Genomic DNA, 16,001 nt, shown 5'->3' on the forward strand with positions numbered 1-16,001 from the left:
GAACCACAGGACTTGAGGGCATTGAGAGGGATCTGATGGGAATCGAGGAGAAGCTGCCGAGCGGCTTTCTACTCACGACCGTGGAGACAGCGGCCGGCTGGGTACGCAAGGCGTCGCTCTTCCCGGCCACCTTCGGGCTGGCCTGCTGCGCGATCGAGATGATGACCACCGGCGCGGGCCGCTACGACCTGGCGCGGTTCGGCATGGAGGTGTTCCGGGGTTCGCCCCGGCAGGCCGATCTGATGATCGTGGCGGGTCGGGTGAGCCAGAAGATGGCCCCGGTGCTGCGCCAGGTCTACGACCAGATGGCCAACCCGAAGTGGGTCATCTCGATGGGGGTCTGCGCCTCCTCGGGTGGGATGTTCAACAACTACGCGATCGTGCAGGGCGTCGACCACATCGTCCCGGTGGACATCTACCTGCCCGGCTGCCCGCCGCGTCCGGAGATGCTGATGGACGCGATCCTGAAGCTGCACGACAAGATCCAGCACGAGCCGCTCGGCGCGAACAAGCGCCGTGCCGAGGAGTTGGGCGAGGCGCTCGCGCTGCAGGCCACCCCGGTGAGCGAGATGCGGGGGCTGCTGCGATGAACGAGCAGGTACCCGAGACCCGCCGCGAGCACCCGCACCGCGAGATCCCGGTCGAGGTGGTCGGCCGCCGGCAGGGCATGTTCGGTTCCCAGGGCAGCGGCGACACCTCCGGCTTCGGCGGCCTGGTCGCCCCGGTCGTCCTGCCGGGAGCCAGCGAGCGCCCGTACGGCGGCTGGTTCGACGAGGTCGCCGACGAGTTGGAGGGCGCCCTGGAGGAGCAGGGCCTCGACCCGGCCGAGGTGATCGAGAAGACCGTCGTCGACCGCGCCGAGCTCACCTTCCGGATCGCCCGCGAGCACCTCCTCCGCACCGCGCGCACCCTGCGCGACGACCCGGCGCTGCGGTTCGAGCTCTGCCTCGGCGTGAGCGGCGTGCACTACCCCGGCGACAAGGGCCGCGAACTGCACGCGGTCTACCACCTGCGCTCGATCACCCACGGTCGGCTGATCCGGCTGGAGGTCACCGCGCCGGACGCGGATCCGCGCATCCCGTCCGTGGTGAGCGTCTATCCCACCAACGACTGGCACGAGCGCGAGGCCTACGACTTCTTCGGCCTGGTCTTCGAGGGGCACCCGGCCCTCACCCGGATCATGATGCCGGACGACTGGCTGGGACACCCGCAGCGCAAGGACTACCCGCTCGGCGGCATTCCCGTCGAGTACAAGGGCGCCCAGATCCCGGCGCCCGACCAGCGGAGGTCGTACAGCTGATGAGCACCCAGCACTACGAGGAGACGAACCAGGGCGGCGCGGCCGAGGCAGGCGCCCGGGAAACCACCGAGGGCCGGGTCTTCACGGTCACCGGCGGCGACTGGGGCGAGGTGGTCGATGCGGTGGCCCGCGCCGACGACGAGCGCATCATCGTCAACATGGGCCCCCAGCACCCCTCCACCCACGGGGTGTTGCGGCTGATCCTGGAGATCGACGGCGAGACGGTGACGGAGGCCCGCTGCGGCATCGGCTACCTCCACACCGGCATCGAGAAGAACATGGAGTTCCGCAGCTGGGTCCAGGGCACCACCTTCGTGACCCGCATGGACTACCTGACCCCGCTGTTCAACGAGACCGCCTACTGCCTGGCGGTCGAGAAGCTGCTCGGCATCACCGACGACATCCCGGAGCGGGCCGACGTCATCCGGGTGCTGATGATGGAGCTCAACCGGATCTCCTCCCACCTGGTCTGCCTGGCCACCGGTGGCATGGAGATCGGCTCCACCACCCTGATGATCTACGGCTTCCGCGACCGCGAGCTGATCCTGGACGTCTTCGAGCTGGTCACCGGACTGCGGATGAACCACGCCTACGTCCGCCCGGGCGGCCTCGCCCAGGACCTCCCGCCCGGCGCGGTCGACCAGATCCGCGAGGCCGTGAAGACCATCCGCTCCCGGATGCACGAGTACGACAAACTCGCCACCGGCAACCCGGTGTTCAAGGCCCGCCTGGTCGACGTCGGCTTCCTCGACCTGCCCGGCTGCCTCGCCCTCGGCGCCACCGGCCCCATCCTGCGCGCCACCGGCCTGCCGCACGACCTGCGCAAGACCGACCCGTACTGCGGCTACGAGAACTACGACTTCGAGGTCGCGGTCGCGGACGGCGCCGACTCCTACGGCCGCTTCCTGATCCGGCTGGAGGAGATGAAGCAGTCCCTGCGGATCGTCGAGCAGTGCCTGGACCGGCTGCGCCCCGGTCCGGTCATGGTGGCGGACAAGAAGATCGCCTGGCCGGCCCAACTCGCGGTCGGTCCGGACGGCATGGGCAACTCCCTCGACCACATCCGGAAGATCATGGGCACCTCGATGGAGGCCCTGATCCACCACTTCAAGCTGGTCACCGAGGGCTTCCGGGTCCCGGTCGGCCAGGCCTACGTGGCGGTCGAGTCGCCCAAGGGCGAGCTGGGCGTGCACGTGGTGAGCGACGGCGGGACCCGCCCGTACCGGGTCCACTTCCGGGACCCGTCGTTCACCAATCTGCAGACGATGGCGGCGATGTGCGAGGGCGGCCAGGTGGCCGACGTCATCGTCTCGGTGGCCGGGATCGACCCGGTGATGGGAGGCGTGGACCGGTGACAGACGTCCAACTGGGGATGCCGGCGCTGCCGGCCAAGCCGTACCCCGAGGAGGTGCACGCCCGGCTGGCCGCCGACGCGGCGGAGCTGATCGGCCGCTACCCGGTGGCCCGGTCGGCGCTGCTGCCGCTGCTGCACCTGGTGCAGGCCGAGGAGGGTTTCGTCAGCCGGACCGGCATCCGGTTCTGCGCGGAGCAACTCGACCTCACCACCGCCGAGGTCACCGCCGTCGCCACCTTCTACACCATGTACCGGCGCCGGCCCGCGGGCGAGTACCACGTCGGGGTCTGCACCAACACCCTGTGCGCAGTGCTCGGCGGCGACCAGATCTTCGCCGAGCTCCAGGAGCACCTCGGGATCGCGAACAACGAGACCACCGAGGACGGCCGGATCTCGATCGAGCACATCGAGTGCAACGCCGCCTGCGACTACGCGCCGGTGGTGATGGTCAACTGGGAGTTCTTCGACAACCAGACGCCGGAGAGCGCCAAGCTGCTGGTCGACGACCTGCGCGCGGGCCGTGAGGCCGTCCCCACCCGGGGTGCCCGGCTCTGCTCCTTCAAGGACTCCGCCCGGATCCTGGCCGGCTTCCCCGACGAGCGCCCCGGCGCCGTCGACGAGTCCGGCGCGGGCGGCGCGGCCTCGCTGGCCGGTCTGCGGCTGGCCCGCGGCGAGGCCCTGCCCGGTACCGGCGGCACCCGCGTCGTCTCCCCCCGCCACGAAGGCACCCGCCACGAAGGCACCCGCCACGAGGAGCCGCGCCGCGAGGGCGGATCCGTCGAGGGCGGGTCCGCCGAGGGCACCGGCCAGGAAGGGACCGAAGCGTGATGACCTCCGCCGAGCCGGCCGAGAAGCTGCTCACCCCCGTGCTGTCGGCGTTCTGGGACGACAACCGCCCCTGGACGCTCGCCACCTACCGCCGCCACGCCGGCTACGAGGGACTCAAGGCCGCCCTCGCGATGCCCCCGGACGACGTGATCGCCCTGGTCAAGGACTCCGGTCTGCGCGGCCGCGGCGGCGCGGGCTTCCCCACCGGCCTGAAGTGGCAGTTCATCCCGCAGAACGACGGCAAGCCGCACTACCTGGTGGTCAACGCGGACGAGTCCGAGCCGGGCACCTGCAAGGACATCCCGCTGCTGTTCGCCAACCCGCACTCGCTGATCGAGGGCATGATCATCGCGTCCTACGCGATCCGCTGCGACCACGCCTTCATCTACCTGCGCGGCGAGGTCGTCCCGGTGCTGCGCCGGCTCCAGGCCGCCGTCGCCGAGGCCTACGAGGCCGGGCTGCTCGGCCGGAACATCCTCGGCTCCGGGCTCGACCTGGACATCACCGTCCACGCCGGCGCCGGCGCCTACATCTGCGGCGAGGAGACGGCGCTGCTGGACTCGCTGGAGGGACGCCGGGGCCAGCCCAGGCTGCGCCCGCCGTTCCCGGCCATCGCCGGTCTCTACGCCTGCCCGACCGTGGTGAACAACGTCGAGTCGATCGCCTCGGTGCCGCCGATCCTGGCCCGCGGCAAGGAGTGGTTCAAGGGCCTGGGTACCGAGAAGTCCCCCGGCTTCACGCTCTACTCGCTCTCCGGCCACGTCACCAACCCCGGCCAGTACGAGGCGCCGCTGGGCATCACGCTGCGCCAGCTGCTCGACATCAGCGGCGGCATCCGGACCGGCCACCGGCTCAAGTTCTGGACCCCGGGCGGCTCCTCCACCCCGATGTTCACCGACGAGCACCTCGATGTCCCGCTGGACTACGAGGGCGTCGGCGCGGCCGGCTCGATGCTCGGCACCAAGGCCCTGCAGATCTTCGACGAGACGACCTGCGTGGTCCGCGCCGTCACCCGCTGGACCGAGTTCTACGCCCACGAGTCCTGCGGCAAGTGCACCCCCTGCCGCGAGGGCACCTACTGGCTGGTCCAGCTGCTCAAGCGGATCGAGGCCGGCCAGGGCGTCGAGGGCGACCTGGAGAAGCTCCTCGACATCGCCGACAACATCAACGGCAAGTCCTTCTGCGCCCTGGGCGACGGCGCGGCCAGCCCGATCGTCTCCTCGCTCCAGTACTTCCGGGCCGAGTACGAGCAGCACCTCGCCGAGCGTCGCTGCCCGTTCGACCCGGCCGCCTCCACCGTCTGGGCCGACGGCCCCCGCCCCGGCCACCCGTCCGCCACCGAAAGGGAGGTGCACGCGTGACGATCACAGAGCCATCCACCTCCACGGGCGACAAGGCCGCGGTCGAGCTGGTCACGCTCACCATCGACGGCGTCGAAGTGCAGGTCCCCAAGGGGACCCTGGTGATCAGGGCCGCCGAGCAGATCGGCACCCAGATCCCGCGCTTCTGCGACCACCCGCTGCTCGACCCGGCCGGCGCCTGCCGGCAGTGCATCGTCGAGATCGAGGGCCAGCGCAAGCCGGTCGCCTCCTGCACGATCCCGGTCGCCGAGGGCATGGTGGTGCGCACCCACCTCAGCTCGCCGGTCGCGGAGAAGGCCCAGCGCGGCGTGATGGAGCTGCTGCTGATCAACCACCCGCTGGACTGCCCGGTCTGCGACAAGGGCGGCGAGTGCCCGCTGCAGAACCAGGCGATGTCCACCGGTGACACGGACTCCCGCTTCGAGGGGATGAAGCGCACCTACGAGAAGCCGGTGCCGATCAGCAGCCAGGTGCTGCTGGACCGCGAGCGCTGCGTGCTCTGCGCCCGCTGCACCCGGTTCTCCCAGCAGATCGCCGGGGACCCGTTCATCGACCTGGTCGAGCGCGGAGCCCTCCAGCAGGTCGGCACCGGCGAGGGCGACGACTTCGAGTCGTACTTCTCCGGCAACACCATCCAGATCTGCCCGGTCGGCGCCCTCACCTCGGCGGCTTATCGTTTCCGCTCCCGCCCGTTCGACCTGACCTCCTCGCCGAGCGTCTGCGAGCACTGCTCCTCCGGCTGCGCCCAGCGCACCGACCACCGCCGCGGCAAGGTGCTGCGCCGGCTGGCCGGTGAGGACCCGGCGGTCAACGAGGAGTGGAACTGCGACAAGGGCCGGTTCGCCTTCCGCTACGCCCAGCAGCGGGACCGGATCACCACCCCGCTGGTCCGGCGGGACGGCGAACTCGTCGCCGCCTCCTGGCCGGAGGCGCTGGCCCGGGCCGCCGAGGGACTGCGCGAGGCCCGCACCGGTGTGCTCACCGGCGGCCGGGTCACGGTCGAGGACGCCTACGCGTACGCCAAGTTCGCCCGGGTGGTGCTCGGCACCAACGACGTGGACTTCAGGTCCCGCCCGCACAGCGGCGAGGAGGCGGACTTCCTGGCCGCCGCCGTCGCCGGCCAGGGCGTGGACATCGGCGGAAGCCCCTTCGGCTACGAGGAGCTGGAGGCCGCTCCGGCGGTGCTGCTGCTGGCCCTGGAGCCCGAGGAGGAGTCGCCGATCGTCTTCCTGCGGCTGCGCAAGGCCAACCGGGCCCACGGCCTCACGGTCTTCTCGATCGCCCCGCACGCCTCCCGGGGCCTGGCCAAGCTGCACGGATCGCTGCTGCCGGCCGCCCCCGGCACCGAGGCCGAGTGGCTGGCCGCGCTCGCCGCCGACGAGCCGCTCAACGACGACGCCGGCCGCGCCGCCGAACTGCTCCGCACCCCCGGTGCGGTGATCCTGGTCGGCGAGCGGGCGGCCGCCGCCCCCGGCGCGCTCACCGCCGCTCTGCGGCTGTCGCACGCCACCGGCGCCCGGCTGGCCTGGATCCCCCGCCGGGCCGGTGAGCGCGGCGCGGTCGAGGTCGGCGCGCTGCCGGGCCTGCTGCCCGGCGGCCGTCCGGTCGCCGCGCCGGCCGCCCGGGCCGAGGCCGCCGCCGCCTGGGGCGTGGCCGAGCTCCCGGCCCGTCCCGGCCGGGACACCGAGGACATCCTGTCCGCGGCCCTCGGCGGTGAACTCGGCGCGCTCCTGATCGGTGGCGTCGACCCGGAGGACCTGCCGGACCCGGCCTTGGCCGAGGCGGCGCTGGCCGCCGTCCCGTTCGTGCTCTCGCTGGAGCTGCGCCCGTCCGCCGTCACGGCCCACGCCGACGTGGTGCTGCCGGTGGCCGCGGTGGCCGAGAAGGCCGGCACCTTCCTGGACTGGGAGGGCCGGGTGCGGATGTTCGAGGCCGCGCTCAAGCCGGACCAGCAGATGGGTCGTCATCTGCACCCGGACCTGCGGGTGCTGAACATGCTCGCGGACGCCCTCGGCCACCGGCTCGGCCTGCCCGACGTCCGGGCCGCCCGGCAGGAGCTCGACCGCTTCCTGCCCTGGACGGGAGACCGTCCGGCCGCGCCGGCCGCCCACCCCGGCCTGCTGCCCCGCCCGGCCACCGGCCAGGCCGTCCTGGCCGGGTGGCGGCTGCTGCTCGACCGGGGCTCGCTCCAGGAGGGCGACCCGCACCTGGCCGGCACCCGGCACCCCGCGGTCGCCCGGGTCTCGCCGACCACCGCCGCGGAGATCGGTGCCGCGACCGCGACCGCGCTGCGGCTGACCGGCCCGGCCGGTTCGCTCACCCTGCCGCTGGAGATCGCCGCGGAGATGCCGGACCGCACGGTCTGGATCCCGCTCAACTCCACTCCGGGCGGCGCCTACCGGACGCTCGGCACCACCATCGGCCACCTGGTCACCATCGCCGCCGCCGAGGCCACCGCGCCGGCCGGGACGGCCGGGCCCGAGGAGGAGGAGAAGTGACTCCGAACCCGCACCCGTTCGCCGGACACGGCCCGGCCGCGCTGGCCGAGCTGGCCGCGAACGAGACGCTCGGCTTCTTCGGCCGGGACCCGTGGTGGCTGGTCCTGCTGAAGGCGGTGTTCTGCTTCGGCTTCCTGGTCGGCACGGTCCTCGTGGCGATCGTCTGGGAGCGCAAGGTGGTGGCCTGGATGCAGCTGCGCATCGGGCCCAACCGGCACGGCCCGTGGGGCCTGCTGCAGTCGCTCGCCGACGGCGTGAAGCTGGCGCTCAAGGAAGACCTGGTGGTCACGGGCGCCGACAAGGTGGTCTACATCCTGGCCCCGATCGTCTGCGCCATCCCGGCGTTCATGGCCTTCGCGGTGATCCCCTTCGGCCCGGCCGGCGACGAGATCTCGATCTTCGGCACCCGGACGCCGATGCAGCTCACCGACTTCCCGGTGGCGCTGCTCTACATCCTGGCCACCGCCTCGGTCGGCATCTACGGCATCGTGCTGGCGGGCTGGTCCTCCGGCTCGACCTACCCGCTGCTCGGCGGGATCCGCTCCTCCGCCCAGATGATCAGCTACGAGATCGCGATGGGCCTGTCCTTCGCGGCGGTCTTCATCTACTCCGGCTCGATGTCCACCTCGGAGATCGTCTCCTCGCAGCAGCCGACCTGGTTCGCGGTACTGCTGCCGGTGTCGTTCATCGTCTACATCGTCGCGATGGTCGGTGAGACCAACCGGGCGCCGTTCGACCTCCCGGAGGCCGAGGGCGAGCTGGTCGGCGGCTTCAACACCGAGTACTCCTCGCTGAAGTTCGCGATGTTCATGCTGGCCGAGTACGTCAACATGGTCACCGTCTCGGCGGTCGCCTCCACCCTGTTCCTGGGCGGTTGGCGGGCCCCGTGGCCGGTCTCCACGTTCTGGGAGGGCGCCAACCACGGTTGGTGGCCGCTGCTGTGGATCACCCTCAAGATCCAGCTGCTGCTGTTCTTCTTCATCTGGCTGCGCGGCACCCTGCCCCGGTTCCGCTACGACCAGTTCATGAAGCTCGGCTGGAAGGTGCTGATCCCGGTCTCGCTGGCCTGGCTGGTGATGGTGGCCAGCGTCCGGGCCCTGCGCAACGAGGGCTACGGCTTCGGCGAGGTGGTGCTGTACGTCGGCGCCCCGGTCGGCGCGCTGCTGCTGCTCGGCCTGCTGCGGGACGTCCTGAAGCGCAAGCCGGAACCCGGGTCCGAGGCCCCGCAGGGGGAGTTCGACCCGATGGCCGGCGGCTACCCGGTGCCCCCGCTGCCCGGACAGCAGCTCCCGCCGGTCCCGCGCCGGCGCAGCCGCGCCCCGAAGCAACTGCAGGACGCCCTCAACGGGGCCGACCATTCCGAAGGGAGCTGAACCGAGATGTCGTCCGACCAGAACGCCCGGAACGACCGGTCCGAACGGGCCGACAAGCCGTCCATCCTCGGACCGGCCGCCGGCTTCGGCGTGACCTTCAAGGCCATGTTCAAGAAGCGGCTCACCGAGCAGTACCCGGAGCAGAAGAAGCCCACCGCCCCGCGCTTCCACGGCCGCCACCAGCTGAACCGGCACCCGGACGGCCTGGAGAAGTGCGTCGGCTGCGAGCTGTGCGCCTGGGCCTGCCCGGCCGACGCGATCTACGTCGAGGGCGCGGACAACCGCGACGACGAGCGCTACTCGCCCGGTGAGCGGTACGGGGCGGTCTACCAGATCAACTACGCCCGCTGCATCCTGTGCGGGCTCTGCATCGAGGCCTGCCCGACCCGCGCGCTCACCATGACCAACGAGTACGAGCTCGCGGACTCCTCCCGCCAGGACCTCATCTTCACCAAGGAGCAGCTGCTGGTCGGCCTCTCCGAGGGCATGGTCGACAGCCCGCACTCGATCTTCCCCGGCGCCGACGAGGGCGCCTACTACCGGGGCGAGATCACCGCGGCGGCGCCGGGCACGGTCCGTCAGGAGCCCACCGATCGGGAGAAGGAGGCCCAGTCGTGAGCGCCGCCACCTCGCTGAACCTCGCGGCCGTGACGGGCGCGACCTCCACCGGTGAGGCCGTCCAGTTCTGGGTGCTGGCGGTGATCGCCGTTGGCGGCGCGCTCGGGACGCTGCTGATGCGCAAGGCGGTGCACAGCGCGCTCTGCCTGGCCGCCACCATGCTCGCCCTGGCGGTCTGTTACATGGCCCAGGGCGCGGTGTTCCTGGGCGTGGTGCAGATCGTCGTCTACACCGGCGCGATCATGATGCTCTTCCTGTTCGTGGTGATGCTGGTCGGCGTGACCAGTGCGGACTCGCTGAAGGAGCAGCTGAAGGGCCAGCGGTTCGCCGCCGCGCTCTGCGGCCTCGGCTTCGGCGTGCTGATGGTCGCCGGGATCGCCAACGCCAAGCTGGACACCTTCGCCGGTCTCGGCGAGGCCAATGCCGAGGGCAATGTCCAGGGCCTGGCCCGACTGATCTTCACCAAGTACGTGTGGGCCTTCGAGGTCACCGGTGCGCTGCTGATCACGGCCGCGATCGGGGCCATGGTGCTGACCCACCGCGAGCACGTGAAGGCCCCGAAGACCCAGCGCGAGCTGGCCGCCCAGCGGGTCGCCGACAACATCCAGGTCCCGCCGCTGCCCGCGCCCGGCATCTACGCCCGGCACAACGCGGTGGACATCCCGGCGCTGCTGCCGGACGGCTCGATCGCCGAGGACTCGGTGATGGCGACCCTGCGCGAGCGCGGCCAGATCCGGGACGTCAGCCAGGAGATGCTGGCCCGGATGGCCGAGCTGGAGTCCACCACCGCCGACTGGCTGGGCCGCCCGCCGTCCGAGCGCCCGCCGGTGACCGGCCCGCGCAAGGCCCTGGAGCCGGTGGCCGCCCGTCACCCGGCGCCGGCGAACCGCCCGGCGTCCGACCACGACGAGGAGGGGGCGGAGTGAATCCGGTCAACTACCTCTATCTCTCCGCCCTGTTGTTCACCATCGGCGCCTCCGGCGTGCTGATCCGGCGGAACGCGATCGTCCTTTTCATGTGCGTCGAGCTGATGCTGAACGCCTCCAACCTGGCGCTGGTCACCTTCTCCCGGATGCACGGGAACCTCGACGGCCAGATCATCGCGTTCTTCACCATGGTGGTGGCGGCGGCCGAGGTCGTGGTCGGCCTCGCGATCATCGTCTCGATCTTCCGGACCAGGCATTCCGCTTCGGTCGACGACAGCAACCTGATGAAGCTGTAGGCGGAGGACCTCGGTGAACTCTCTCATTCCACTGCTGGTCGCGGCCCCGCTGGCCGGCGCCGTCCTGCTGCTGCTCGGCGGCCGGGCCTTCGACCGCCTGGGCCACTGGCTGGCCACCGCGCTCGCCGCGCTCTCCTTCGGCTTCGGCCTCACGCTGTTCTCGGACATGCTGGGCCGGGACGCGGAGGACCGTACTCTGACCAAGCACCTGTTCAGCTGGATCCCGGTGAACGGCTTCCAGGCCGACATCTCCTTCCAGCTCGACCAGCTCTCGATGACCTTCGTCCTGCTGATCACCGGCGTCGGCACCCTGATCCACCTCTACTCGGTGGGTTACATGGCGCACGACGAGCGCCGTCGCCGCTTCTTCGCCTATCTGAACCTCTTCCTGGCGGCCATGCTGCTGCTGGTGTTGGCCGACAACTACCTGCTGCTGTACTTCGGCTGGGAGGGCGTGGGCCTCGCCTCCTACCTGCTGATCGGCTTCTGGCAGCACAAGCCGAGCGCCGCCACCGCCGCCAAGAAGGCGTTCATCGTCAACCGCGTCGGCGACATGGGCCTGTCCATCGCGATCATGCTGATGTTCGTCGAGTTCGGCTCCTTCGCCTTCGAGCCGGTGTTCGGCGCCGCGGGCAGCGCGAGCGAGGGCAAGCTGACCGCGATCGGCCTGATGCTGCTGCTCGCCGCCTGCGGCAAGTCCGCTCAGGTGCCGCTGCAGTCCTGGCTCGGGGACGCGATGGAGGGCCCGACCCCGGTCTCCGCGCTGATCCACGCGGCCACCATGGTCACCGCCGGCGTCTACCTGATCACCCGTTCCGGGGCGATCTTCAACCTGGCGCCGGACGCCCAGACCGCCGTGGTGGTGGTCGGCGCGGTCACCCTGCTCTTCGGTGCGATCGTCGGTTGCGCCAAGGACGACATCAAGAAGGCGCTGGCCGGCTCGACCATGTCGCAGATCGGCTACATGATCCTCGCGGCCGGCCTCGGCCCGATCGGCTACGCCTTCGCCATCATGCACCTGGTGACCCACGGCTTCTTCAAGGCCGGGCTCTTCCTCGGTGCCGGGTCGGTCATGCACGGCATGAACGACGAGGTGAACATGCGTCACTACGGTGGCCTGCGGAAGTACATGCCGGTCACCTTCGTCACCTTCGGCCTCGGCTACCTGGCCATCATCGGCTTCCCGGGCCTGTCCGGCTTCTTCTCCAAGGACAAGATCATCGAGGCGGCCTTCGCCAAGGGCGGCACCGAGGGCTGGATCCTCGGCCTGTGCACCCTGGTCGGCGCCGCCGTCACCGCGTTCTACATGACCCGGGTGATGATCCTGACCTTCTTCGGCGAGAAGCGCTGGCAGCCGGACGCCGAGGGCCACGACCCGCACCCGCACGAGTCGCCGAGGACCATGACGATCCCGATGATCGTGCTGGCCTTCGGCTCGGTCTTCGCCGGCGGGCTGTTCGCCTTCCACGAGTCCTTCCTCACCTGGCTGGAGCCGGTCACCGGGCACGAGGAGGGCAACTCCCCGCTCACCCCGTTGGTGGTCACCCTGCTCACCACCGCCTGCATGCTGGTCGGCGTCGCGCTCTCGTACCTCATGTACGGCCGCTCCGCCGTCCCGGTGGTGCCGCCGTACGGCTCCCCGCTCACCCGGGCCGCCCGCCGGGACCTCCTCCAGGACGACTTCAACCACGCCGTCCTGGTCCGTCCCGGTTCGGCGCTGGCCGCGGCGCTGGTCTACTTCGACAGCCGCGGCCTGGACGGTTTCGTCAACGGCCTGGCGGCCACCATCGGCGGCGTCTCCAGCCGGCTGCGGCGGATCCAGAACGGCTACGTCCGCACGTACGCGCTCTCCATGTTCGGCGGCACGCTGGTGCTGGTCGCCACGACTCTCCTGATGAGGTCCGTCTGATGCACCCGGATTACACACATCGTGGGGAGGCCGAGGCATGAGCGTCCTCCTCACCGCCACCTGCGTCGTCCCGGCGGTCGGTGCGGTGGTCACCGCCGCCCTGCCCGCCGGGTCCACCGAGGCGCGGCGGCGGAACACCAAGATCGTGGCGATGGTCTTCTCCGCCGCCACCCTGGCCCTGGCCGGCGCGGTGGCCGCGCGGTTCGACCCGGACGGCGCCCGCTACCAGCTGACCGAGTCCTACAGCTGGATCCGCTCCTTCGGCATCACCTTCGCGCTCGGGGTGGACGGCATCGGCGCCGTCCTCGCCCTGCTCACCGCCGTCCTGGTCCCGGTCGTGCTGCTCGCCTCCTGGCACGACGCGGACCCGGCCCCCGCGCCCCCGGAGGGGTCGTTCGAGAACAGGCGGCGCACCCAGGCGTTCTTCGCCCTGGTGCTGGCGGTGGAGGCGATGGTGATCGTCTCCTTCTACGCCACCGACGTCTTCCTCTTCTACGTCTTCTTCGAAGCCATGCTGATCCCGATGTACTTCCTCATCGGCGGCTTCGGCGACCGGGCGGGCGGCCCCGAGTCGGCCCGCCAGCGCTCCTACGCGGCGGTCAAGTTCCTGCTCTACAACCTGCTCGGCGGCCTGGTCATGCTGGCCGCCGTGATCGGCCTGTACGTGATCGCGCAGGAGCAGGGCCTCGGCACCTTCGACCTGCAGACGCTCACCTCGGCGGTCGCCGACGGCCGGCTGCAGATCGGCGGCACCGCGGAGAAGGCGCTGTTCCTCGGCTTCTTCTTCGCCTTCGCGGTCAAGGCCCCGCTCTGGCCGCTGCACACCTGGCTGCCGAACGCGATGGGCGAGGCCACCGCGGGCACCGCCGTACTGATCACGGCCGTGGTGGACAAGGTCGGCACCTTCGCGATGCTCCGCTTCTGCCTCGGGCTGTTCCCGGACGCCTCGAAGACCTTCGCCCCGGCGATCCTGGTCCTCTCCCTGGTCGGGATCGTCTACGGCGCGCTGCTGGCCATCGGCCAGAAGGACATCAAGCGGCTGGTCGCCTACGCCTCGATCTCGCACTTCGGCTTCATCATCATGGGCATCTTCGCGATGACCAGCCAGGGCCAGAGCGGTGCCACCCTCTACATGGTCAACCACGGCATCTCCACCGCCGCGTGGATGCTGGTGGCCGGCTTCCTGATCTCCCGCCGCGGCTCCCGGCTGATCGCCGACTACGGCGGCGTGCAGAAGGTCGCCCCGGTGCTCGCCGGGACCTTCCTGATCGGCGGGCTGGCCACGCTCTCGCTGCCCGGCCTGGCGCCGTTCGTCAGCGAGTTCCTGGTCCTGGTCGGCACCTTCAGCCGGTACCCCGCGGTCGGCATCGTCGCCACCTTCGGCATCGTGCTCGCCGCGCTGTACGCCCTGCTGCTCTACCAGCGCACCATGACCGGCCCGGTCAAGGAGGAGGTGCGCGGCATGCCGGACCTCAAGGTCCGCGAACTCGCCGTGGTCGCCCCGCTGGTGGCACTGACCGTACTGCTCGGTGTCTATCCGAAGCCGCTCACCGACCTCGTCAACCCGTCGGTGAACGCCACCCTCTCGCAGGTGCACCAGACCGACCCGGCACCGGCGCACCCGGTGTCCGCCGACCACGGGACCGCCCAGGACGGGACCGCCCGCTCAGGAGGTGAGCACAAGTGAGCAGCACCGGATGGCTCGCCGCCGCCGGCGGCAGCACCCAGAGCATCCCCGCGCCGCACATCGAGTACGGCCAGCTGTCGCCGATGCTGGTGGTGTTCGGCGCCGCGGTGGTCGGCATCCTGCTGGAGGCCTTCCTGCCCCGGCGGGTGCGGCACTGGGCCCAGGTGGTGACCGCCCTGGTCGGCCTGGCCGGCGCGTTCGTCGCCGTCCTGGTGCTCGCCGCGCAGGGCTACGGCACCACCAAGGTCGAGGCGGTCGCGATGGGCGCGGTCGCCCTGGACGGCCCGACGCTGTTCCTGCAGGGCGTGATCCTGCTGGTCGCGGTGGTCGCGGTGCTGACCTACGCGGAGCGCCGGCTGGAGCCCAAGGCCGGCGGCGAGCCGGCCGACGCCTTCGCCGCCCAGGCGGCCGCCACCCCCGGCGGCGAGCAGGAGCGCAGCGCGATCCGGGCCGGCTTCACCACCAGTGAGGTCTTCCCTCTCACCATGTTCGCGGTCGGCGGCATGCTGCTGTTCCCCGCCGCCAACGACCTGCTGACCATGTTCGTGGCGCTGGAGGTCTTCTCCCTCCCGCTCTACCTGCTCTGCGCGCTGGCCCGGCGCCGCCGGCTGCTCTCCCAGGAGGCGGCGGTCAAGTACTTCCTGCTCGGTGCCTTCGCCTCGGCGTTCTTCCTGTTCGGCACCGCGCTGCTGTACGGCTACGCGGGCACGGTGCGGCTCGGCGAGATCGCCGAGGTCATCTCCGGGAACGCGCTGCTCAGCCCGGCGCTGGTCTCCTCGACCCAGAACGACGCCCTGCTGCTGGTGGGCCTGGCGATGCTGACGGTCGGTCTGCTCTTCAAGGTCGGCGCGGTGCCGTTCCACTCCTGGACCCCGGACGTCTACCAGGGCGCGCCGACCCCGGTCACCGGCTTCATGGCGGCGGCGACCAAGGTGGCCGCGTTCGGCGCGGTGCTGCGGCTGTTCTACGTGGCCTTCCCGGCGCTGCGGCTGGACTGGCGGCCGGTGCTCTGGGGCGTGGCGATCCTCACCATGGTGGTCGGCGCGGTCCTGGCCGTCACCCAGCAGGACGTGAAGCGGCTGCTCGCCTACTCCTCGATCGCGCACGCCGGGTTCATCCTCACCGGTGTGATCGCCAGCAACCGGCAGGGCGTCGGCTCGGTGCTGTTCTACCTGCTGGCGTACTCCTTCGTGACCCTCGGCGCCTTCGCCGTGGTCACCCTGGTGCGCGACTCCAAGGGCGAGGCCACCCACCTGTCCAGCTGGGCCGGTCTCGGCCGGCGCTCCCCGCTGGTCGCGGCGGTGTTCGCGCTCTTCCTGCTGGCCTTCGCGGGCATCCCGCTGACCTCGGGGTTCACCGGCAAGTTCGCGGTCTTCCAGGCCGCGGCGGCGGGCGGCGCCACTCCGCTGGTGATCGTGGGTGTGCTCAGCTCGGCGGTGGCGGCGTTCTTCTACATCAGGGTCATCGTGCTGATGTTCTTCTCCGACCCGCAGCCGGGCGGCCCGACCGTCGCCGTCCCGAGCGCCTTCACGGCGACCGCGATCGGTGTCGGCGTGCTGGTCACGATCGGGCTCGGACTGCTGCCGCAGTACTTCCTCGATCTCGCCTCGAAGGCAGTGTTCTTCGTCGGCTGACCGTCCGCCGACGGCCCGGCCGAACGCCCCGGCGGCGGCCCGGTCCGACCGCTCCGACGACCGTCCGGGTCGCGCCCCGCGCGCGGCCCGGACGCTTCGTTCGGGTATCCCCGCTGGCCAGCGGGGACGCCCCGCGCATGACAGAGCCGCACGCCCGTGCAGTGATCCACTCGTGACCGGATACCCTGCCTGTATGGCCAGCGGCGGCACTCAGGGA

General features: G+C 71.0%; 13 protein-coding genes. All 13 read left to right on the forward strand.

The window, feature by feature from the left end; genetic code table 11:
- Positions 1-35 precede the first annotated feature (35 nt).
- From ACW14Y_RS23775 to nuoN, 13 genes are read left to right on the forward strand one after another with little or no spacing between them, the layout of a single operon-like run.
- Complete coding sequence (locus tag ACW14Y_RS23775; protein WP_355374348.1) at positions 36-590, forward strand: NuoB/complex I 20 kDa subunit family protein; 555 nt, start codon at positions 36-38, stop codon at positions 588-590.
- Positions 587-1,300: an NADH-quinone oxidoreductase subunit C gene (locus ACW14Y_RS23780; protein WP_380384724.1), complete on the forward strand. Its 714-nt coding sequence runs from the start codon at positions 587-589 to the stop codon at positions 1,298-1,300. Before ACW14Y_RS23775 ends, ACW14Y_RS23780 begins: the two co-directional genes overlap by 4 nt.
- Entirely contained in the window at positions 1,300-2,655 is a 1,356-nt protein-coding gene (locus ACW14Y_RS23785) for an NADH-quinone oxidoreductase subunit D (protein ID WP_380302856.1), read from the forward strand. The genes ACW14Y_RS23780 and ACW14Y_RS23785 overlap by 1 nt, the downstream gene beginning before the upstream one ends.
- On the forward strand, positions 2,652-3,482 hold the full coding sequence (gene nuoE / locus ACW14Y_RS23790) for an NADH-quinone oxidoreductase subunit NuoE (protein ID WP_380435835.1): 831 nt from the start codon (positions 2,652-2,654) through the stop codon (positions 3,480-3,482). Before ACW14Y_RS23785 ends, nuoE begins: the two co-directional genes overlap by 4 nt.
- Entirely contained in the window at positions 3,482-4,843 is a 1,362-nt protein-coding gene (gene nuoF / locus ACW14Y_RS23795) for an NADH-quinone oxidoreductase subunit NuoF (protein WP_380302851.1), read from the forward strand. Before nuoE ends, nuoF begins: the two co-directional genes overlap by 1 nt.
- On the forward strand, positions 4,840-7,341 hold the full coding sequence (locus ACW14Y_RS23800; protein WP_456983424.1) for an NADH-quinone oxidoreductase subunit G: 2,502 nt from the start codon (positions 4,840-4,842) through the stop codon (positions 7,339-7,341). Before nuoF ends, ACW14Y_RS23800 begins: the two co-directional genes overlap by 4 nt.
- Positions 7,338-8,714 carry an NADH-quinone oxidoreductase subunit NuoH gene (nuoH, locus tag ACW14Y_RS23805; protein WP_380302847.1) on the forward strand — a complete coding sequence of 459 codons (1,377 nt, stop codon included), beginning with the start codon at positions 7,338-7,340 and terminating at the stop codon, positions 8,712-8,714. The genes ACW14Y_RS23800 and nuoH overlap by 4 nt, the downstream gene beginning before the upstream one ends.
- A 6-nt stretch (positions 8,715-8,720) precedes the next feature.
- Complete coding sequence (gene nuoI, locus ACW14Y_RS23810) at positions 8,721-9,332, forward strand: NADH-quinone oxidoreductase subunit NuoI (protein ID WP_380302845.1); 612 nt, start codon at positions 8,721-8,723, stop codon at positions 9,330-9,332.
- Positions 9,329-10,258 (forward strand): NADH-quinone oxidoreductase subunit J, encoded by a 930-nt coding sequence (locus ACW14Y_RS23815; RefSeq protein ID WP_380384730.1) that lies wholly within the window; start codon positions 9,329-9,331, stop codon positions 10,256-10,258. Before nuoI ends, ACW14Y_RS23815 begins: the two co-directional genes overlap by 4 nt.
- Entirely contained in the window at positions 10,255-10,554 is a 300-nt protein-coding gene (gene nuoK / locus ACW14Y_RS23820; protein WP_030300898.1) for an NADH-quinone oxidoreductase subunit NuoK, read from the forward strand. The genes ACW14Y_RS23815 and nuoK overlap by 4 nt, the downstream gene beginning before the upstream one ends.
- Before the next feature lie 13 nt (positions 10,555-10,567).
- Positions 10,568-12,463: an NADH-quinone oxidoreductase subunit L gene (gene nuoL / locus ACW14Y_RS23825; RefSeq protein ID WP_456983427.1), complete on the forward strand. Its 1,896-nt coding sequence runs from the start codon at positions 10,568-10,570 to the stop codon at positions 12,461-12,463.
- A 37-nt stretch (positions 12,464-12,500) separates the two neighbouring features.
- Positions 12,501-14,150, forward strand: a complete 1,650-nt coding sequence (locus tag ACW14Y_RS23830; protein ID WP_380302839.1) for an NADH-quinone oxidoreductase subunit M — start codon at positions 12,501-12,503, stop codon at positions 14,148-14,150.
- Positions 14,147-15,784 carry an NADH-quinone oxidoreductase subunit NuoN gene (gene nuoN / locus ACW14Y_RS23835; protein WP_380302837.1) on the forward strand — a complete coding sequence of 546 codons (1,638 nt, stop codon included), beginning with the start codon at positions 14,147-14,149 and terminating at the stop codon, positions 15,782-15,784. The genes ACW14Y_RS23830 and nuoN overlap by 4 nt, the downstream gene beginning before the upstream one ends.
- Positions 15,785-16,001 lie beyond the last annotated feature (217 nt).

The organism is Kitasatospora sp. cg17-2 (assembly GCF_054031055.1).